The 19,191-nt window shown below is 37.2% G+C and carries 20 protein-coding genes; 1 reads left to right on the top strand and 19 read right to left on the bottom strand.

The annotated features are described in order from the left end of the window. Nucleotides 1-10: 10 nt before the first annotated feature. From recG to CS063_RS04455, 3 genes are all read right to left on the bottom strand, one after another. A complete protein-coding gene (gene recG / locus CS063_RS04465; RefSeq protein ID WP_099448475.1) occupies nucleotides 11-2,074 on the bottom strand; it encodes an ATP-dependent DNA helicase RecG in 2,064 nt (687 codons plus the stop codon). Between the two features lie 136 nt (nucleotides 2,075-2,210). Beyond that, nucleotides 2,211-3,857: a DAK2 domain-containing protein gene (locus tag CS063_RS04460; protein WP_099448474.1), complete on the bottom strand. Its 1,647-nt coding sequence runs from the start codon at nucleotides 3,855-3,857 to the stop codon at nucleotides 2,211-2,213. Between the two features lie 45 nt (nucleotides 3,858-3,902). Beyond that, nucleotides 3,903-4,262 carry an Asp23/Gls24 family envelope stress response protein gene (locus CS063_RS04455; protein WP_099448473.1) on the bottom strand — a complete coding sequence of 120 codons (360 nt, stop codon included), beginning with the start codon at nucleotides 4,260-4,262 and terminating at the stop codon, nucleotides 3,903-3,905. A gap of 230 nt (nucleotides 4,263-4,492) precedes the next feature. Between CS063_RS04455 and rpmB the strand changes: the two genes are divergently transcribed. Continuing rightward, the gene (gene rpmB / locus CS063_RS04450; protein WP_099448472.1) at nucleotides 4,493-4,678 is read left to right on the top strand and encodes a 50S ribosomal protein L28; all 186 of its coding nucleotides are present in this window, start codon (nucleotides 4,493-4,495) and stop codon (nucleotides 4,676-4,678) included. A 74-nt stretch (nucleotides 4,679-4,752) separates the two neighbouring features. Here rpmB and CS063_RS17585 read toward each other — a convergent pair whose 3' ends face one another. The 16 genes from CS063_RS17585 to CS063_RS04375 form a co-directional block, all read right to left on the bottom strand. Beyond that, nucleotides 4,753-4,893: a hypothetical protein gene (locus tag CS063_RS17585; protein WP_180270680.1), complete on the bottom strand. Its 141-nt coding sequence runs from the start codon at nucleotides 4,891-4,893 to the stop codon at nucleotides 4,753-4,755. Nucleotides 4,894-4,986: 93 nt separating this feature from the next. Further along, nucleotides 4,987-5,622 (bottom strand): thiamine diphosphokinase, encoded by a 636-nt coding sequence (locus CS063_RS04445; RefSeq protein WP_180270679.1) that lies wholly within the window; start codon nucleotides 5,620-5,622, stop codon nucleotides 4,987-4,989. A 1-nt stretch (nucleotide 5,623) separates the two neighbouring features. Further along, complete coding sequence (gene rpe / locus CS063_RS04440; protein WP_099448470.1) at nucleotides 5,624-6,289, bottom strand: ribulose-phosphate 3-epimerase; 666 nt, start codon at nucleotides 6,287-6,289, stop codon at nucleotides 5,624-5,626. Nucleotide 6,290: 1 nt separating this feature from the next. Then, nucleotides 6,291-7,184, bottom strand: coding sequence for a ribosome small subunit-dependent GTPase A (rsgA, locus tag CS063_RS04435; RefSeq protein ID WP_308415423.1), 894 nt, complete (start codon nucleotides 7,182-7,184; stop codon nucleotides 6,291-6,293). Between the two features lies 1 nt (nucleotide 7,185). After that, the gene (pknB, locus tag CS063_RS04430) at nucleotides 7,186-9,273 is read right to left on the bottom strand and encodes a Stk1 family PASTA domain-containing Ser/Thr kinase (RefSeq protein WP_099448468.1); all 2,088 of its coding nucleotides are present in this window, start codon (nucleotides 9,271-9,273) and stop codon (nucleotides 7,186-7,188) included. Next, nucleotides 9,270-10,028: a Stp1/IreP family PP2C-type Ser/Thr phosphatase gene (locus tag CS063_RS04425; protein ID WP_099448467.1), complete on the bottom strand. Its 759-nt coding sequence runs from the start codon at nucleotides 10,026-10,028 to the stop codon at nucleotides 9,270-9,272. Before CS063_RS04425 ends, pknB begins: the two co-directional genes overlap by 4 nt. Before the next feature lies 1 nt (nucleotide 10,029). Further along, nucleotides 10,030-11,064 carry a 23S rRNA (adenine(2503)-C(2))-methyltransferase RlmN gene (gene rlmN, locus CS063_RS04420; protein ID WP_099448466.1) on the bottom strand — a complete coding sequence of 345 codons (1,035 nt, stop codon included), beginning with the start codon at nucleotides 11,062-11,064 and terminating at the stop codon, nucleotides 10,030-10,032. Between the two features lie 8 nt (nucleotides 11,065-11,072). Continuing rightward, the gene (gene rsmB / locus CS063_RS04415) at nucleotides 11,073-12,410 is read right to left on the bottom strand and encodes a 16S rRNA (cytosine(967)-C(5))-methyltransferase RsmB (protein ID WP_099448465.1); all 1,338 of its coding nucleotides are present in this window, start codon (nucleotides 12,408-12,410) and stop codon (nucleotides 11,073-11,075) included. Between the two features lie 65 nt (nucleotides 12,411-12,475). Beyond that, the gene (locus CS063_RS04410; protein WP_099448464.1) at nucleotides 12,476-13,183 is read right to left on the bottom strand and encodes a zinc metallopeptidase; all 708 of its coding nucleotides are present in this window, start codon (nucleotides 13,181-13,183) and stop codon (nucleotides 12,476-12,478) included. Between the two features lie 12 nt (nucleotides 13,184-13,195). Next, nucleotides 13,196-14,137, bottom strand: a complete 942-nt coding sequence (gene fmt / locus CS063_RS04405; RefSeq protein ID WP_099448558.1) for a methionyl-tRNA formyltransferase — start codon at nucleotides 14,135-14,137, stop codon at nucleotides 13,196-13,198. 10 nt (nucleotides 14,138-14,147) lie between these two features. Then, nucleotides 14,148-14,618, bottom strand: coding sequence for a peptide deformylase (gene def / locus CS063_RS04400; protein ID WP_099448463.1), 471 nt, complete (start codon nucleotides 14,616-14,618; stop codon nucleotides 14,148-14,150). Between the two features lie 14 nt (nucleotides 14,619-14,632). After that, nucleotides 14,633-16,888 (bottom strand): replication restart helicase PriA, encoded by a 2,256-nt coding sequence (gene priA / locus CS063_RS04395; protein ID WP_180270678.1) that lies wholly within the window; start codon nucleotides 16,886-16,888, stop codon nucleotides 14,633-14,635. 119 nt (nucleotides 16,889-17,007) lie between these two features. Further along, nucleotides 17,008-17,343, bottom strand: a complete 336-nt coding sequence (gene rpoZ, locus CS063_RS04390) for a DNA-directed RNA polymerase subunit omega (protein ID WP_099448461.1) — start codon at nucleotides 17,341-17,343, stop codon at nucleotides 17,008-17,010. A gap of 12 nt (nucleotides 17,344-17,355) precedes the next feature. Continuing rightward, on the bottom strand, nucleotides 17,356-17,961 hold the full coding sequence (gene gmk / locus CS063_RS04385; protein ID WP_099448460.1) for a guanylate kinase: 606 nt from the start codon (nucleotides 17,959-17,961) through the stop codon (nucleotides 17,356-17,358). Nucleotides 17,962-17,972: 11 nt separating this feature from the next. Further along, nucleotides 17,973-18,227, bottom strand: a complete 255-nt coding sequence (locus CS063_RS04380) for a DUF370 domain-containing protein (protein ID WP_099448459.1) — start codon at nucleotides 18,225-18,227, stop codon at nucleotides 17,973-17,975. A gap of 8 nt (nucleotides 18,228-18,235) precedes the next feature. Next, a complete protein-coding gene (locus CS063_RS04375) occupies nucleotides 18,236-19,114 on the bottom strand; it encodes a YicC/YloC family endoribonuclease (RefSeq protein ID WP_099448458.1) in 879 nt (292 codons plus the stop codon). Nucleotides 19,115-19,191 lie beyond the last annotated feature (77 nt).

Genomic DNA, 19,191 nt, shown 5'->3' with positions numbered 1-19,191 from the left:
TATCCTCCTTTTATAATGCATGATGAAGCTCTTCTTCCATAATGCGCTCTTTTACTTCCTGAACAAGAGCTTGTACTGTCGCTCCTCCCATTAGAGAATCTTCTTCTCTTAATCTAGCTGCACACACTTGTACTTCTTTTAAAATTTTAGCATCTGTGTACAGGTTAGCAATTTTCATCTCTGGCAGCCCATGTTGACGTGTTCCAAAAAACTCTCCTGGACCCCTTAATTTTAAGTCTGTTTCTGCAATGACAAAACCATCCGTACTTTCTTCCATAATTTTTAAACGTTTACGTGTAACTTTATTCTTAGAATCACTTACTAAAATGCAATAAGACTGATGTTCTCCACGACCTACACGCCCACGTAATTGATGGAGTTGTGCAAGTCCAAATCGCTCTGCATTTTCAATGAGCATAATGGTTGCATTAGGTACATTCACCCCTACTTCTACAACCGTTGTGGACACCAAAATTTGAATATCTCCTTTAGAAAATCGTGCCATGATTTCATTTTTTTCTTTAGGTTTCATTTTTCCATGTAAATAAGCAACCTGAAACTGTGGGAAGACCTGCTCTTTTAAATATGCTGTATAGTCCACTACATTTCGTAAGTCACTACTGTTTTCACTTTCCTCCACCATAGGACAAATCACATAGCACTGCCTTCCCTCTTGTATATGCCGTGTTATAAATTGATAGATCCGAGGATGATAAGCCGAGTCCACTGCATTGGTTTTAATAGGCTGCCTACCTGGTGGCAATTCATCGATAATGGAAATATCCATATCTCCATAAAGAATAAGAGCAAGTGTTCTTGGGATAGGTGTAGCTGTCATCACCATAACATCTGGCATTTGGCCCTTTTCAGAAAGCTTTAGGCGTTGACGTACACCAAAACGATGCTGCTCATCGGTAATGACTAACCCCAACTGAGGTATTTCTACATTGTCTTCGATAAGAGCATGTGTTCCTACTAAAATCTGAATTTCACTTGACTTCACCTTTTCTAATAATAACTCTTTTTGTTTCTTGGTTGTAGAACCTGTTAAAAGGCCCACTTGAATCCCAAAAGGCATCATAAGCTTTTCTAAAAACATAAAGTGCTGAATGGCTAAAACTTCTGTAGGTGCCATAAGAGCTCCTTGATAGCCACCTTGTACAGCCAAGTACAAAGCTAAAGCAGCAATAACAGTTTTACCTGAACCCACATCTCCTTGAACAAGGCGATTCATAGCCCACTTGCTCTCCATATCTTTTAAAATTTCTTTTAGTACGCGTTTTTGAGCACCTGTTAAAGCAAAAGGGAGGGCTTTAATAAATTCTCCTAAGCCTTCTGATTTTTTATGAGTAATTCCTTCTGTCCTTTTGGCGAAATCAGACTTTAGAAGATAAAGAGAGAGTTGGAGCATTAAAAGCTCTTCAAATACCAAACGTTTACGCGCTTCAAAAAATATCTGATTATCCTTTGGAAAATGGATATTTTGTAGGGCTTCTTTTTTACTGATTAGTCCATATTGCTTTAGGATAAAGTTAGGGAGATTTTCTCTTAAATCTCCTTCACATTTTTCCAAACTATTGGCAATCAAAGTACGAATAACCTTTTGTGAAAGCTTTGCAGTAGAAGGATAGATTGGTGTAATCTTGGCTACTGATTGAGCGGTTTGGCCTTTTGTAACCCTTTGATATTCAGGGGATTCCATTTCTATCTTGCCATACTTATATTTGACTGTGCCATAAAACAAATAGGTTTCACCTAAGGTAAATTGATTTTTCATATAAGCTTGTCCGTAAAAGGTGATATAAAGTCCTCCACTTTGGTCTTTCACTCTGAAGCTAACAATAATAAGATTTCCTTTGCGTGTCACCGTAGGAGAAGATACAACAGTCGCTAATATACTATTAGGTTCATCCCTTTCACACTCATTGATAGGTGTAATCTGACGACGATCTTCATACTCCTTTGGGTAATGCTCAATCATATCCTTTAACGTAAAAATTCCTAATTTATGAAGTTTGCTTGCTACTTGAGGACCTACTCCTTTTAATTCATTGATCGCTGCACTTAAACTCATCCTCTCACCTTCTTCTCTTTATCACCTTTATATCTCTTTTATCTACTTAACTTTTCACCACATGAAAATTTTTATTCATAATAAAAGTGCCGACAGAATCGGCACTTTTCCTTAACCTTACGTAGCTACCTTTTTCTTATTCTGCAGAAATCATGAAATAATATACTGGCTGCTTACCTGCATAAACTTCAACATCTGCATCAGCAAATTGGCTTTCTGCTAAGGTCTTATACTCCTCAGCACCTTCCTTCGTAATATCTTCTCCATAATAGAGGGTAATCACTTCTGCATCTTCTTTCATTGCTTGAAGAAGAAGTGAGAAGGTTTCTTTTAAATCAGGGTGATTAACTACAATTTTGCCCTCTAATAAGCCAAGATAATCTCCTTCTTTGATATCTTGACCATCAATCACTGTATCTCTTACTGCAATGGTAATTTGACCTGTTTGTACAAAACTCATGGCTTCCTTCATACCCTCTACAACGGCCTCTATATCTTCTGCATCTGGTTCATGGGCTATCATGGCAGAAATCCCTTGTGGCATAGTAGTGGTTGGTACCACATAAACTTTACTCTTTTCTTCAATACGTGCAGCTTGTTCAGCAGCTAAAATAATATTTTTATTATTAGGAAGTACAATGACATTTTGTGCATGACAACGGGCAATAGCTTCCAAAATATCTTCTGTACTTGGATTCATTGTTTGCCCACCTTCAATAACTTCATCTACACCTAAGCTTGTCATAATCTCAGCAATACCACTACCTGCTGCAACAGAAACAAAAGCTAACTCCTTACGAGGTTGTTCTATTTGTGCTTTCTCTTCCTTGCTTTCATTTAAAATAGTAGAATGCTGTGTACGCATATTTTCAATTTTAACAGTAAAAAGTGCTCCAAATTCTAATCCTTTTTGAAGGGCTAGGCCTGGATTATCTGTATGCACATGGACTTTGATATATTGCTCATCAGATACCACCACAATACTATCACCAATACTATCTAAGTAAGCTTTGGTCTCTTCTTCATTATAGGGTTTACTTAGCTCTCTTTCTACAATAAACTCGGTACAATAACCAAAGGTAATATCCTCTGTATTAAAGTTTTTAAGGGCCGTAAATGCACTTACATTAGGTTTAGTTTCTGGTTTTTTAATTTCCACTTGAAGATTTTCTACAATAACACGTGCTGCACCTTCTAAAATGCATAGTAAGCCCTGACCACCGGCATCTACTACTCCTGCTTCTTTCAGAACAGGTAACATGTCAGGTGTCTTATGTAGCACTTCATAACCATGCTTTAAGACTTCCTTTATAAAAGCCTCCATATCACTTGTCTCTAAACTAAGTTCTAAGGCTTTAGTTGCAATCTCACGTGCCACTGTTAAAATGGTTCCTTCTTTAGGTTTCATCACTGCTTTATAGGCTGTATCTACTCCTTTTTGGAAAGAGTTTGCTAAAACGATGGTATCTATAACACTTTGCTCTGCAATACCTCTTGAAAAACCACGAATAAGTTGAGAAAGAATAACACCTGAGTTTCCTCTTGCTCCTCTTAATGAACCTACTGCTGCTGCCTTTGCAATCTCTTCAGCACTGATAGGATCTAACTTTTCAACTTCCTTTGCCGCTGCCATCATAGTAAGTGACATGTTTGTTCCAGTATCCCCATCAGGCACTGGAAAAACATTCATCTCATTGACCATTTGTTTTTTTTCATCAAGCTCTCTTGCACCAGCCACAATCATAGCCTGTAGGGCTTTTGCATCTATTGCTTCTATTTTCACCTTAATATGCCTCCTCAAATCTGTTATTCTTTCAACAAATTGATCTTACTCTTTATCTACTCTTACACCTTCAATAAATATCTTTATATGCTCTACTTCAATTCCTAATGTATCACTTACTTTATATTTTACTGTACTCATTAAATTATCTGCTACAGCAGAAATCTTCGTGCCGTATTCTACAATAATATGAAAATCAATACTTGCTTTATTTTCATTTAAACGCACAGCAATACCTCTTGTCAAACTCTCACCTTTTAAAAGATGAACAATACCATCCTTTACATTGCGAGCTGCCATACCTACTATACCATAGCATTCCATTGCTGTCATACCGCTTATTTGAGCTACAACTTCTTCATCAATAATAATGTTTCCAAATTCACTTGTAAATTTACTTGGCATCTCTAACAGACCTCCTCGCCTATTTTACGTCTCATTTACGTTTATTTATAATATTATCCATTTTTGCTTATTATATCACACTGTGCACAGATAAAAAAGTAGTAATCCTTTTAAAAAACAAGGCTTTGGTTTTTTCTTTAATAAAAATACAATCTACACTTGAAATCTCTATAAGTTTCTGCTAAAATGTAATAGTTATGTCACGGATTAAATTCAAGGAGGTGTTTCAATTGGCAAAATGTGAAATTTGTTCAAAAGATGTGCATTTTGGTATTCAAGTTAGTCACTCTCATAGAAGATCTAATAAAATGTGGAAATCTAACGTAAAGAAAGTTAGAGTTGCTCAAGGTGGAACTGTAAAAACAATGAATGTATGTACACGTTGTTTACGTTCTAACTTAGTAGCACGTGCTTAATGACTGAATACAATTGCTTTTACTAAATAGCGGACAAGCTCTTAAGAGATTGTCCGCTTTTGATTTTTTTATGCTTAACATTTAAAACATTTATAGCCTATACATATAAGGCCTATGCCTACTAATAGAACCCATCCTATGATGGGTAAAGTAATCACTAGAAGCATTCCTACTCCTATACATAAACAGCAAAGGCCCATTAATCTTCGTCTCACCTTTTCCATCCCCTCACTCTTTATGAACCTACTTCTATGATATGCTAAAAAAGTAAAAAAGACTTCTAAAAAGAGAGATATTTATCAAACAGTTTATTCATCTCTTACTTGTATCACAAGAAGTAAACCTTCCTCTATAGATACCTCTACCCATTCTTCCAGGAATACATTACTTACGCCATAAGGCTTGCCGATTTCAAAGCTTCCACCACAAACAGCATATGCCAGATTAGTAGTATAGACTCCTCTTACCAAAGGTGTCAGTGGAAGAAGACTTAATATATCTCCTTTTTTCCCTTGGATACGTAACTTCTTGTCCATTAACTGCACTGTATTTTGAGGGTTGCATAATCTTAACTTTACTCCCCGCCTTAAAGCCCCTAAAAGAAGATGCACATTGGCTAAGGTATGGTCAAAGCGACTTCCAAGACCTCCCCATATATCTATTTCTGTACCACCTAATGCTATAGCCTTTTCAACTGCAATTTCTGTATCTGTTTCATTCTTTTGACTTGGATAAACATCTACATGTACACCTTGTTCTTTGTAATATAACCAGTCTTCTTTTGAACAGCTATCTAAATCCCCTACAATATAATCGGGTTTTAGCTGGAGCCTTTTGGCATGTTTTAGTCCATTATCTGCACAAACAATACAGTCATACACTTCTGTATTCTCACAAAATGCATAATCACCATATTCTCCATTGGTCAGAATAAGTATTTTCACCTTATGCCCCACACCCTTTGAAAAGCTCTAAGAATGCTTTGGCATTCGCTGCTGTTTTTTCACCTTCAAAAACAGATGACCCTGCTACAATCAAATTCGCTCCTGCATCTATTAAAGTTTGAACATTATCCAGTGTAGCTCCACCATCTACTTGAATGAGGATATCTCTTCTTGCTTTATTTAACATGGCTTTTACTTGACGTAATTTCTCAAGGGAATAAGGAATAAACTTCTGACCACCAAATCCAGGATTAACAGACATGATCAGCACTAAATCTACATCATTTATAATAGCTTCTAATGCACTCACTGGTGTTCCTGGATTAATAGATATCCCTGCCTTCATCCCCAAATCATGAATGCGCTGAATGGTACGATGGATGTGATGAGTAGCTTCTAAATGAACAGTTAGGATATCTGCTCCAGCTTCTTTAAAATCTTCTAAAAAGCGCTCTGGCTCTTCAATCATTAAGTGTACATCCATGACACCTGTAATATGTTTACGAAGGGATTTTACAACAGGAAGACCTATTGAAATATTTGGCACAAATTGCCCATCCATTACATCAACATGAATGTATTCTACACCTACTTCTTGTACACACCTAATATCTCTTTCTAAATTGGCAAAGTCTGCCGCTAATATGGACGGATCTAAATGAATCATGCTACCATCTCCTTGTCTCTTTTAATTGATTATAATATGTGACATAGCTGTCATAACGCTCTTTAAAAATTTCACCTGTTTCTACAGCTTTTCTTATTTTACACCCTGGCTCATGAACGTGGGTACACCCTGAAAATTTACAAGACCCCTCTAAGGGCACAAACTCCGGAAAATACTGCTTAAGGTCTTCCTTTGTAATACCATCTAATTGCAAAGACGTAAAACCAGGTGTATCTAATACAAAGCCCCCCATACTAAGAGGCATTAATTCCACATGGCGTGTGGTATGTTTTCCACGCTTAATTTTTTCACTCACTACACCTGTTTCTAAAGATAAGTTTTTTTCTAAGGCATTCAGTAGTGTGGATTTCCCAACACCTGATGGTCCTGCAAATACAGTGGTCTTGTCTTTTAAGTGAGGTTTTAAAAGTTCAATATTTATCTTCATTTTTGCAGACAAAGCCATTACTTTGTAACCTATCTTGCTATAACGCTCCACAATATAACTATACTCTGACTCATTTCCTTCATCAATTTTATTTAAAACAATATAAGGTGTAATGTTTTCCTTCTCAATGGTAAGTAAAAATCGTTCTAATAGGTCTAAATGAATGACAGGATAAGTGACAGAAAAGACCACTATAGCTTGATCCACATTGGCTACAGGTGGCCTGATTAAACTATTTTTTCTTTGTAGAATCTCCTCAATTGTAGCAATGGGGTAACGATCACTCGAATTCTCTTCTTCTGAAAGCGTAATAAGGACATTATCCCCAATTAAGGGGATAATGTTTTCCTTTCTAAACTTACCTCTGGCCTTACATTCATAGATTCTTTGCTCAGCTTCTACATAGTAAAATCCTGCAATACCTTTTATAATAGTACCTTGTACCATTTTATTGTACCTCATTAAAATTAATTTCGTCCTGGTAAACCTCTTCACCATCAAAGGACGTATAGAGTAGCCCTCTTCCTCTTCCTTTTAAAGGAATACTAATAGGGAAGTTATCTTTTTCAACTACTGCATCGTATGCTACCTTAGTCGTACCATCTTCTAAAACAAGTTTTGCAAAAACATGATAACTTGTCTTATTACCACCATCTAAAGGTGCACTGATAGAGAAGTTCTTTGTCACCATTGGTGTATTATCTGGCACTTGCGTTCCATCTGGACTAGAAGGATTTTGACCATCAGTTGGTGGTGTCGTTTCTTCTTCAGCCTTTCCTTTGCTGACTACAACATCAATGCTACTTCCTTCTTCAACCTCACTGCCTACTGCAACACTTTGATTAATAATCTTACCTTTTTCCACTGTATCATTATACTCTTCCTTTTTACTGCCAAGTTGTAATTTTACATTACGTAATTTAAGCTCTGCTTCTTGAACCGTTGCACCTTTTAAATCTGGAACAGTAGCTAAAACTACTTTTGGCCCTCTACTAATAACCATTTGTACCGCTGAACCTGTCGCTACAGTTGCGCCATATTTGGGATTTTGACTAATAACCTTCCCTTTTTCAACTGTTTCATCATACTCATGGCTAATATCAGGAATCAAATCAGCTGCCTCTAAAAGTTGCTCTGCTTTAACACTTGTTTCTCCTTCAATATAAGGTACCTTTGTTGTTTGCGTTTGTGATGGTGTTTCCGTTATAAGCCCGTTCTTTCCACTGGATAGGGTGAGTTGAATGGTCGTTTTTGTGGGAACACTTTCACCACTTTCTGGTAACTGTTTAGCCACTGTACCTGTTGCTTCATTAGAAGGTTCTTCTCCTACTATTTCAATTTTAAGATTATAAGATTTTGCTAAACTCTTAGCCTGATCAATGGTTTTACCTATAAAGCTAGGTACAATAGCTTCTTTGCCCTTTCCCATAGAAGGAAGCCAAAACATAAGTACAACCGATAAAATAGTAATCAAAAGTAAAGTGGCTAAAACACCACCTATACTTGCTAATACCTTGTAAAAAGTAGAAACTTCTTCTGGTTCCTCTTCTTGCAAAGGAGGCATTGTCGTTTCAAATCTTGGAATATGCGTCTCTCCTATAGGATTCATCTTATCTGACTGATAGCTATTATTACGTATATAGTTTGTATCTTCTGCTGACATTAAAATAGTATGATCATCAAATTCTTCTTCTTTGATAACATAATGAGGATCTAATAAGATTCCTTTCATATCCTTTAACATTTCATCCGCATTTTGATAACGTTCACCTTGCACTTTACGAGTCGCTTTTAAAATGAGTTTCTCAAGGTTTGGCATGATGTTAGGATTATAAATAGAAGGATGAGGCATTTCTTCATTAATGTGTTTAAGAGCAATAGAAATGTGTGAATCTGCTTCAAAAGGCAACTTTTTAGTAGCTAACTCAAAAAGTACAATCCCACAAGAATATAAATCACTGGTTTCATTGACATATTTACCTTTTGCCTGCTCTGGTGAAAAATAATGTACAGAACCAATAGCATTTCCCGTTGCCACAACTGTTGATGAATCCACAGCCTTAGCAATCCCAAAATCTGTCACCTTGAGTACGGAGTCATGTGTAATTAAAATATTTTGGGGTTTAATATCACGGTGAATAATTTTCTTACGATGGGCATGCCTAAGTGCAGATACCATCTGCACACCGTAATCCAGTACAACCTTTGAGTTAAAAGGTCCTTCTTCTGCAATCACTTCTTTTAATGTGCGACCTTCTACTAGCTCCATAACAATATAGTGTAAGTCATGATCACTTCCCACATCATAAATCCCTACAATATTAGGATGTGAAAGACTTGCTGCTGATAAGGCCTCTTTTCTAAACTTCGCTACAAACTCGTCATCTTTAGCAAACTCTTCTCTGAGTACTTTGATGGCTACAAAACGTTGTAATCTATTACATTTAGCTTTATAAACAATAGACATGCCACCGGCACCGATTTTTTGTATAATCTCATAACGGTCACCGAGCAATGTTCCTGGTTCTAACATCATGATCTCACCTCGTATTTCTTTGCTATTATTACGGCTATATTATCTGAGCCACCTTGTTCATTTGCCTCGTTAATAAGTTGGTCAACTATTTCTCCTAGGTCGCTTTGGTGTGCATATACAATTTGATGAATAACTGCATCTGTTAACATGGTGGTTAAGCCATCCGAACAAAGCAAAATGTATTCTACCCGGTCCATATCATACATCAAAGTATCCACTTTTACTTTTTCATATGTACCAACAGCCCGTGTAATAATATGACGTTGAGGATGCTCGCTGATTTCGCTTTGTGAAATATAGCCATTCTCTACCATCTCCTGTACTAACGAATGGTCTGTTGTCGCCTGATAAATACTCTTCTCATTCACTAAGTAAAGACGTGTATCACCAACATGGGCCAAATAGAGAATCTCTTCTATAATCGTCGCAACAGTAAAAGTTGTACCCATTCCTTTACATTCTTCATGTGTAGAAGCCTGTTTAAAAATAATATGATTGGCATGTAAAATACCCATCTTAAGGAGCCTTAATACATCTTCTCTTGTTTGTATATTGGCACTCGTATGCTCTTGTATATATTCTAAAAAAGATTCTATAGCCAACCGACTAGCTGTTCCACCTGCCCGATGTCCACCCATCCCATCTGCAACAATATACAAATTGGGTAAGCTACCTATGGGCGTACTGGATACAAATAGAGCATCTTCATTCTGCTTTCTCTTTCTTCCAATATCTACTTTGCCAACGGCAATCATGCTATTCACCTCTTTTTTTTATATAGCGACGTCTCAGTTGCCCGCAAGCAGCATCAATGTCACTTCCTAGCTTTCTTCTAACTGTAGCAGGAATATGGTATTCTTCAAGTACTTTTACAAATCTTTGTATATGAGATACTGAGCTTTCCTTGTAATCTCTTTCTTCTATTTTGTTAACCGGAATAAGGTTGACATGACAAAGCAAGCCCTTTAAAAGCTTCCCTAATATTCTTGCTTCTTCTTCCGAATCGTTTTCACCGTAAATAAGCGCGTATTCAAAGGTTATCCTTCTTCCTGTTTTCTCTACATAATACGCACATGCATCCATAAGCTCTTGAATACTATATTGATAAGCAATAGGCATAATACGCCTTCTTCCTTCATCCGTAGGCGCATGAAGAGAAATTGCCAGTGTAACTTGTGGTAAACTCTCTGCAAGCTCTTTGATACGAGGTACTAACCCACAGGTTGAGACCGTAATATGACGCTGACCTATATTTTGTCCTTGAGGGCTATTAATTAACTCGACAAACCTTTTAGTCAACTCAAAATGTTCTAAAGGCTCACCACTTCCCATCACTACAATATTGGAAACACGTTCTTTAATATCTTGCTCAATAAGATATATTTGACTTACCATTTCACTAGGTGTTAAATTGCGTACTAAGCCTTCTAAAGTAGAAGCACAAAACTTACATCCCATCCTGCATCCTACTTGTGAAGAGATACAGACTGAATTACCATGTTTATAACGCATTAAAACACTTTCTATTATATGTGAATCTTCACATTCAAACAAGTATTTTATCGTGCCATCTAACTTAGACTCATACTTTTTTACAATTTTCATAGAGCGAATAGGGAAGTCCCTTGCTAACTGCTCTCTTAAAGTAAGCGGCAAATTGGTCATCTCATCATAACTTCTAACCATCTTTTGATGTAACCACTCAAAAAGTTGCTTTCCACGAAAACCACCTTGTCCATATCCCTTCATAAGCTCTTGTAATTCTTCTATACTTTTACTTGCAATATCCATTAACTGTGTTATCCTCTTTTCTTAAAGGCTGCTATAAAAAAACCATCTGTATCTGCCATAGTTGGCAAGATTTGCAGTCTATTTCCTTCTTTAATAAAGGCTCTAAGACTCTTAGGTATAGTATCTACTATATTTAGCTTTTCTAAACCTAAGCTTTGCTCAATCCAATGAGCCATCTCTTCATTTTCACTTTTAGAAATCGTACATGTACTGTAAACCAATACCCCTCCTGCCTTTAGATAACATGCAGCCTTCTGAGCTAGTTGTCGCTGAATATTAGCTATGGCTCCTAAATCTTCTTTTGTTTTGTTATAACGAATATCTGGTTTACGTTTTAAAATTCCTAAGCCTGAACAAGGTGCATCGAGAAGTACACGATCAAAGCTTTCTATGAATTTCTCTTCTAAAAGTGTCCCATCCTGCAAGGTAGGATGTACAATGGTTGCTTGCATACGCTCTGCATTTTGGCGAATGAGTTCTACTTTATGAGGATAAATATCACTACTTATAATTTCCCCTTGATTCTTCATAAGAGCTGCTAGATGCAAACTCTTACCGCCTGGTGCACTACACATGTCTAAAATACGCTCTCCTGGCTGAGGATTTACCACATGTGCCACTAGCATAGCACTTTCATCTTGAACAGTCCACTTCCCTGCTTGATAAGATGGTAAACGCTGAATATCTTCACTCTTTTTAAGATAGAGTGCTTCTTCTAAAAAAGTACCTTCTTCTGTTTGGATTCCCTCTTTTAAAAGTATCTTTTGCACTTCTTCTTTTGTGGTACAAAGTGTATTGATACGAATGGCCACACGTGCCCTTTCATTCATAGCCTCACAAATAGCCTCTACTTCTTCAAAGGAATAGTCTTTAAGCCACTCCTGAATGATCCATTCAGGTATAGAGTAAATAACACTTAAATAAGTAAGTGGTTTTTCTTGACGATTTGGGTAAGTAAGAGACTCCTTCTGTCGGTCAATCGTGCGAAGTACTCCATTTACAAAACCAGATAAATTTATAAAACCACGTTTTTTTGTAAGTTTAACAGCCTCATTAATAACTGCTGAAGCAGGTACCTTATCTAGACTTATAAGCTGATAAACGCTCATGCGTAAAAGTTGTCTTATAAAAGGTTTCATTTTATGCACAGATGTTTTTGAAAATTGATTAATCACATAATCTAACTTTAAACGATATTTAAGTGTACCATATACAATTTCTGTGACAAATCCTTTGTCTTTAGAGTCCACTCCCCTTAATTCTTCCTTTAAAACTAATTGGACATAGCCCTTTTCTCTTTCTAATAAAACAAGCAAATCTACGATTTGTTCTCTTGCATTTTTCATTTTATTCGTTCCTTTCTACTCAACTGTTTTATAAAAACAGCAGAAAAGACGCTAAAAAGCGTCTTTTAATCATCTCTCCTTGTCATTAAAAAAAGTCTAATAAGGGATAAAATAGAAACCATTGCTGCTGCTACATACGTAAGGGCAGCAGCTGTAAGTACTTTCTTAGCCCCTTCTAACTCTTGATCACTTAAAATACCACTGGATTCCAAAGCTACAAGTGCACGCTTTGAAGCATTAAATTCTACAGGTAGAGTAACTAATGCAAAGAAGGTGGTAAAAGCAAATAAAACAATCCCGATTCCTGTTAAGCCACTTATACTTGTAATAAGACCTAAGATAATAAGCGGCATAGATAAACGACTTGCAAAATTAGTAATAGGGTAAATGGCATGGCGCATACGTAAAAAAGCATACCCTTTTGAATCTTGGATAGCATGCCCTACCTCATGTGCTGCTACACCTAATGCCGCAATGGAAGCTGAACCATATACGGTTTGTGACAAAGCAAGCTGTTTGCGCACAGGATCATAAAAGTCTGTCATCGAGCCACCTATTTGATTGATTGGTATATTTATATTATTAATCATCAGAATACGTCTTGCTGCTTCTTCCCCTGTATAGCCTGATAAGCTTCTTACCTTTGAGTAGCGATTAAAAGTATTTTGTACCTTCATACTCGCATAAATAGGAATAATCATAATAGCGATTATTAAAATAAGTTGCGTGCTATTCATACCATATAAACCATAACTATAAGGATAAAAACCCATTCTATCACTCCTTTATTCGTATGTGCCTAATACCTCTCCTACTAAGAGCGTGTTACCTTTGATGTATTCAGATACTGGCATACGTTTTTTATTAGGCATTTGAAGCTCTTCAATCAGCAGGCTACCTACACCTGTTTGTACCTGTAAACCTTCTTTGTCTACCTTTAAAAGGGTACCAGGTTTTTCATTAGAGGTATCTAAAAGCACTTTAGCTTTCCACACCTTCATAACTTCACCCTTATAAGTTGTATAGCAAACCGGCCATGGATTAAGCCCTCTAATGAGGCAATCTAAAGTTGTGGCGGGTTTGCTCCAATCCATTTCACCTAAAGACTTCTGAATCATAGGTGCATAGGTGCTTTCTGCTTCTTCTTGCTTTTCTCGGGAATCCCCACCCGCTACAATAAGGGGCATTGCTTCTAGAAGGGCCTTTGCACCCACTTCCTTCATCTTACCATGAAGTGTCTCATAAGTATCCTCTTTTGTAATAGGGATCTCCTTTTTAAGAAGCATATCTCCTGTGTCCATCCCTTTATCCATATACATAATCGTTACGCCTGTTAAGTCTTCACCATTAATGATAGACCACTGAATCGGTGCAGCACCACGGTACTTAGGAAGTAAAGAACCATGGATGTTGATACAGCCGTACTTTGGAATAGTGAGTATGCTCTCTGGAAGAATCTGTCCAAATGCTACTACTACTATAATGTCTGGATTTAAAGATTGTATGTGGGTAAAAAAAGCTTCATCCCCACGAATACGTTGGGGCTGTAGAACAGGTAAATTATACCTTAGTGCTAATTCCTTTATAGGAGGCATCGCCTCTTTCTTTCCACGCCCTTTGGGTTTATCTGGCTGAGTGACTACCGCACACAGCGTATGCCCCTCATCAATTAACATTTGTAGAGTTGGAACCGCAAAATCAGGGGTTCCCATAAAAACAACACGCATGGCAGCCTCCTTATTCATCTTGATTTGTTATCTCAACTAATTCCCCTTCTACTTTATCAATAAAAAGGGTTCCTTCTAAATGATCATTTTCATGAAGCATGGCTCTTGCCATAAACTCTTCACCTTCTATTTCAAACCACTCTCCCTTACGGTCTTGTGCACGCATCTTAACATAATTCGGACGTCTTACATGTCCATAGCGTTTAGGGACACTTAGGCACCCTTCTTCTCCAAATTGTTCTCCTTCTACTTCCAAAATCTCAGGATTGACAAACTCAATAGGGCCTTCACCGATATCTACTACAAATACACGCTTTAATACACCTACTTGAGGTGCAGCAATCCCTACACCCTGGGCCAAATACATGGTTTCCTTCATATCTTCTATAAGGCTTGCTAAGTTCTCATCAAATTTTTTAACTACCTTGGATTTTTTTCTAAGTAATTCTTCTTTCTCAGTGCGAATAGTACGAACAGCCATTAGATCCTCCTTATTTATAACATAGTCAGTGGGTCAATATCCCACTGCATTTTTACAGTTTTTATTTTTTCTTGCTCTTCAAAACGAGTTAAACAATAACGCCCATAGACAAGTAATTTCTCACGATTATCTGATACTATTATAATACGCCATCGGTATTCGTCAACTAGCTTTCCAATTGTTGCTACACTAGGTCCTATAATGCGAAAATCTGTTTTTGCACGTTGGGCATAGTGCCGATAATAATTTCCTAAAAGACTGATACTCCTTATGACTTCCTTTTCACTTTTCCCTGTTACCATCACAGTAAAAATATGCCCATAAGGCGGATATTCTAAAAGCTTACGGTTAGCAAGCTCCTCTTTATAAAAGGCTTCCCCTGCATTCAGCCTAATAGCCTCTAATACGCTATGCTCAGGATTATAGCTTTGTATGATTACTTTTCCTTTAATATGACTCCTACCTGCCCGCCCCATAGCTTGTGTGAGGAGCTGAAAGGTTCTTTCATTACTCCTAAAATCTTGCATATAAAGAGACATATCCGCTGACACAATCCCTACTAGGCCTACTGCTGGAAAGTCATGTCCTTTTGCAATCATTTGTGTACCTACTAAAAGGTTGATTTCTCGTTTCCTAAAGGCTTCTAAAATAACAGTATGCCCATCCTTACCACCGGTTGTATCAAGATCCATACGCCCAATACCATATGCATGAAAATATTTCTCTAAATATTCCTCTATCTTCTCCGTTCCACTCCCAAAAAACTTGATATGTGAAGAACCGCAGCCTGGACAGGTTTCTGGGATTTTTTCTTTATGTCCACAGTAATGACACTCCAGTTGCTGCCTGGAACGATGATAGGTCATGGAAACATCGCAATGATGACATTTTATAACATAGCCACAATTCCTGCAATTAATAAAGGTAGAGTGCCCTCTCCTATTAATGAGAAGCATCACTTGATGCCCTCTTTCAAGGGTTTCTAAAATACCTTGATGCAAAGCACGGCTAATGGCTTGATTATTACCTTCTCTAAGTTCGAGCCGCATATCTACCATTTGAACCTCAGGCAAGGTAGCTTCTCCAACCCGGCTCTTTAAAACAAGCTCCTCATACTCACCTATTTGAACCTTGTAATAGCTTTCAAGACTAGGCGTAGCCGTTGCAAGCAAAACAACCCCTTCTTCACTTTGCATCCTTTTAAGCGCCACATCAATAGCATGATATTTAGGATTCATTTCTGATTTATAACTGGCTTCATGGGCTTCATCAATCACTACCATTTTAAGATGAGTAAATGGCATAAAAATTGCACTACGAGGTCCTATCACAATCGTTACTTCACCACGAGCTACCTTGGCATAAAGCCTTTGTCTTTCTTTAGGTGTCATTCGGCTATGGGTAAGGGCCACTTGGTTCCCAAAACGCTCTTGAAAGCGTTCTAAGGTTTGCTTTGTTAAAGCAATTTCAGGTACCATTACTATGACCTGTCCGCCACTTTCTATTACCTCACGTATAGCATATAAAAAAACCTCTGTTTTTCCACTGCCTGTTACACCCTTTAACAAGAAAACACCATACTCACCTGCTCGAATCTTTTGTACAAGTCTTTCTTTTGCAGCACTTTGTTCACTATTTAAGATTTTAAACTTCTCCTCTGCTATGGGGTCCGGTCGAAAACTTAAAGGTGCTTTAAAAACACGAATAAGCCCTTTCTGTTCTAAAGTTTTTAAAGAAGAAAGGCTCACTTCCTCTTGTGTTTTTAAATCTCTTTGTCTGATAGGGCCTTTTTCTTTTAAGTAGTTAAGGAGTAGCCGTTGCTTTTCAAAAGTCTTTTTATGCTGATTTTGAAGGGTGTAAAGCGTGACTTCTTTTGTATCAGGTGTAAGTGCCACGTAAGTTTCCTCTTCTTCAAGTGAAAAGGGTTTTGCATTTAATCCCGGTGGGAGTACAGCATCAATGGCAGCAGCAAAACTGGTCCCATAATACATGACCATAAAGTGAATGATTTCCCACTGTTTACTATTTATAATAGGCGCTTCATCTACTAACCCCATTAGAGGCTTAGTCGTATAGCCAAGCTCTTCTATCTCTTCTAATAAAAAAGCTACATAACCTACTTGTGGGGCATTATGATTACCAAAAGGCACCTTAACTCTTTGTCCTACCCTTATGTGAGGACGAAACGCTTCTGGAATTTCATAAGTAAAGAAGCGGTCAATTTCAGGTAGGGTAGCAAATTGGATAATAACCTGTGCATACTTGTACATCACCTTTTCTCCACTCCTCATTAAAAATAGCTTCTTTTAAATATAGGAAAAGGGCATGGTATCTATTTACACCCATTACCCCTTTACCTTCAGCCTTTATTTTAGTTTGCTTTCTTTACTTACTCTTCTCCCCTTATAGCGTCCTCTTCCTTTTCTTGATGAAACTCACACATATGAATTTTACTATTATAGATTTCATCAACTGCAATAGAGATTGGCTTTTTTGTTTTTAATTTTTCATTTAGTTCAGCTGCTTTTTTCATTTTAACAGGGTCAATGATTTTTTCTCCTGTTTTATCCGCTTCTTTATTAATACTCGCTTGTTCATTAACAACATCAATAATTTGTCTTGCACGTTTTGCTGTAGCAATAACAATTGAGTAACGACTCGTAAGCTTTGAGTCTCCCTCCGCATTTAACTTCTTCATAATTTGTGTATAAGATGGTTGTAACATTTAAAATCCTCCTTAGGCATTCCATACCTTTTCTATTTCTTGTTTAAAACGAGAGCTTCTTAACTTTTCTGCCGCAACAATGGTCTCAATATCACAAATGGCTTCCTCAAGACTATCATTAATAACTACGTAGTCATATTCTTTGTAAAAAGCAACCTCTTCTTTCGCTCTTGCTAATCTCTGAGCAATCACAGCCGGTGTTTCTGTGTTTCTACCTACTAGCCTATTTTCCAGCTCTGTAAGAGTAGGTGGCATAACAAAAACAAAAAGAGCTTCAGGATAAATTGCTTTTACTTGCAATGCTCCTTGTACTTCTATTTCTAGTATAACATCTTTTCCATTTTTTACACTTTCTTCAATAAAAGTTTTAGGCGTACCGTAGTAGTTATCACAAAACTGTGCATACTCTAAAAGTTCATCATCCTTAATCATCGTCTCAAACTCTTCTTTTGTTTTAAAAAAATAGTGTACACCATCTTGTTCTCCTTGTCTAGGTAAACGTGTGGTTGCTGACACAGAAAGGATAAAATGTTCTTTCTTAATAAGCTCCCTAACGATGGTCCCTTTCCCTGAACCAGATGGCCCTGATAAAATAATTTTTAATCCTTCAGCTTTCATGCCCTTCTCCTTTAACTTCTTTCTTCTTTAGATGTCATAAGCCGACTCGCCATTGTCTCTGGCTGAAGTGCAGATAATATTACCTGATGATTATCAGTAATAATCACACCCCTTGTCTTTCTACCTTGAGTGGCATCAATAAGTTCAGAGTTTTCCTTTGCCTTGTTAATGAGGCGCTTAATAGGAGCTGACTCTGCAGCTACAATGGCTACAATGCGGTCTGTTGAAACAATATTTCCATAACCAATATTTATAAAATGGCTCATTTTCTCACCTACTCTATATTCTGCACTTGTTCTCTTACTTTTTCAATTTCTGCCTTAAGAAGTACAACATCCTTGGTAATCCTATAGTCATTGGCCTTTGAACCAATGGTATTGGCTTCACGATTCATCTCTTGCATTAAAAAGTCAAGCTTGCGCCCAATAGCCCCCTCCTCTTGTAAAATAGTAGTGAGTTGGGAACAGTGACTTTTAAGGCGTGTTAATTCTTCATCAATTGCACATTTATCTGCCATAATAGCTACTTCTGTAGCTAATCGGTTTGGGTCTACAATGTCTTTTCCAAGAAGCATTTCTAGCTTGGTTTCTAACCTCTTCTTATATTCTTCTACTACCAAAGGACTACGCTCTTCAATACTTGCTACTAAATCCTTAATGCTATTATTTTTAAGAAGAATATCCTCTTTAAGAGCCTCTCCTTCTTTTTGACGCATAGCCAAAAGTTCTATGAGTGCTTCATCAAGGCTTTCAAAGAGAAGCTCCTCTACAGCCTCTTGATCTCCTGCTTTTTTTTGCAAAGTCACCACATCACTTAGTTCTAAGAGGTGGGATAGCTTAAGGTCATCTTCTAGTGCAAAGCTTTTCCCTATTTCACGAAAACCTTTTAAATAGCCTTCACATAGAGCCGTATTGATTGTAAATTCAAGATCTTCTTCTGCAGTAGAGACATAAAAAATAGAAGCTTCTAATTTTCCTCTTTGTATCTTTTGCTTAATCCGCTCTTTAATTTTTTCTTCAAGACTAGCTAAAGTACGGGGCAATTTAATGTTTACATCACAATAACGATGATTAATGGTACTCATCTCTACTGTTATTTTACGATTGTTTTCCTGCTTCTCACTTCTTCCATAGCCTGTCATGCTATAAATCATATACTTCCCTACTTCCCCATTCTGTCTTTAATTTATTTCTTCATTGCCTTTTATTATAGCACAGCTGACTTTTATTT

The sequence above is a fragment of the Sporanaerobium hydrogeniformans genome (assembly GCF_002735925.1).
GTDB classification, from domain to species: domain Bacteria; phylum Bacillota; class Clostridia; order Lachnospirales; family Cellulosilyticaceae; genus Sporanaerobium; species Sporanaerobium hydrogeniformans.
This window is presented reverse-complemented; position numbering and strand designations above follow the sequence as displayed.

Excerpts from the sequence above, each read along its gene's own strand:
- CS063_RS04410 (WP_099448464.1), bottom strand. The coding sequence starts at position 13,183 with ATGGGTTTTTATCCTTATAGTTATGGTTTATATGGTATGAATAGCACG.
- CS063_RS04455 (WP_099448473.1), bottom strand. The coding sequence starts at position 4,262 with ATGCCAAGTAAATTTACAAGTGAATTTGGAAACATTATTATTGATGAA.
- CS063_RS04425 (WP_099448467.1), bottom strand. The coding sequence starts at position 10,028 with ATGATTGCCGTTGGCAAAGTAGATATTGGAAGAAAGAGAAAGCAGAAT.
- priA (WP_180270678.1), bottom strand. The coding sequence starts at position 16,888 with ATGTACAAGTATGCACAGGTTATTATCCAATTTGCTACCCTACCTGAA.
- rsmB (WP_099448465.1), bottom strand. The coding sequence starts at position 12,410 with ATGAAAAATGCAAGAGAACAAATCGTAGATTTGCTTGTTTTATTAGAA.
- CS063_RS04375 (WP_099448458.1), bottom strand. The coding sequence starts at position 19,114 with ATGATTTATAGCATGACAGGCTATGGAAGAAGTGAGAAGCAGGAAAAC.
- rlmN (WP_099448466.1), bottom strand. The coding sequence starts at position 11,064 with ATGGATATTGCAAGTAAAAGTATAGAAGAATTACAAGAGCTTATGAAG.
- recG (WP_099448475.1), bottom strand. The coding sequence starts at position 2,074 with ATGAGTTTAAGTGCAGCGATCAATGAATTAAAAGGAGTAGGTCCTCAA.
- fmt (WP_099448558.1), bottom strand. The coding sequence starts at position 14,137 with ATGCGTGTTGTTTTTATGGGAACCCCTGATTTTGCGGTTCCAACTCTA.
- CS063_RS04380 (WP_099448459.1), bottom strand. The coding sequence starts at position 18,227 with ATGAGCCATTTTATAAATATTGGTTATGGAAATATTGTTTCAACAGAC.
- rpe (WP_099448470.1), bottom strand. The coding sequence starts at position 6,289 with ATGATTCATTTAGATCCGTCCATATTAGCGGCAGACTTTGCCAATTTA.
- gmk (WP_099448460.1), bottom strand. The coding sequence starts at position 17,961 with ATGAAAGCTGAAGGATTAAAAATTATTTTATCAGGGCCATCTGGTTCA.
- def (WP_099448463.1), bottom strand. The coding sequence starts at position 14,618 with ATGGCTGTTCGTACTATTCGCACTGAGAAAGAAGAATTACTTAGAAAA.
- rpoZ (WP_099448461.1), bottom strand. The coding sequence starts at position 17,343 with ATGTTACAACCATCTTATACACAAATTATGAAGAAGTTAAATGCGGAG.
- pknB (WP_099448468.1), bottom strand. The coding sequence starts at position 9,273 with ATGATGTTAGAACCAGGAACATTGCTCGGTGACCGTTATGAGATTATA.
- rsgA (WP_308415423.1), bottom strand. The coding sequence starts at position 7,184 with ATGGTACAAGGTACTATTATAAAAGGTATTGCAGGATTTTACTATGTA.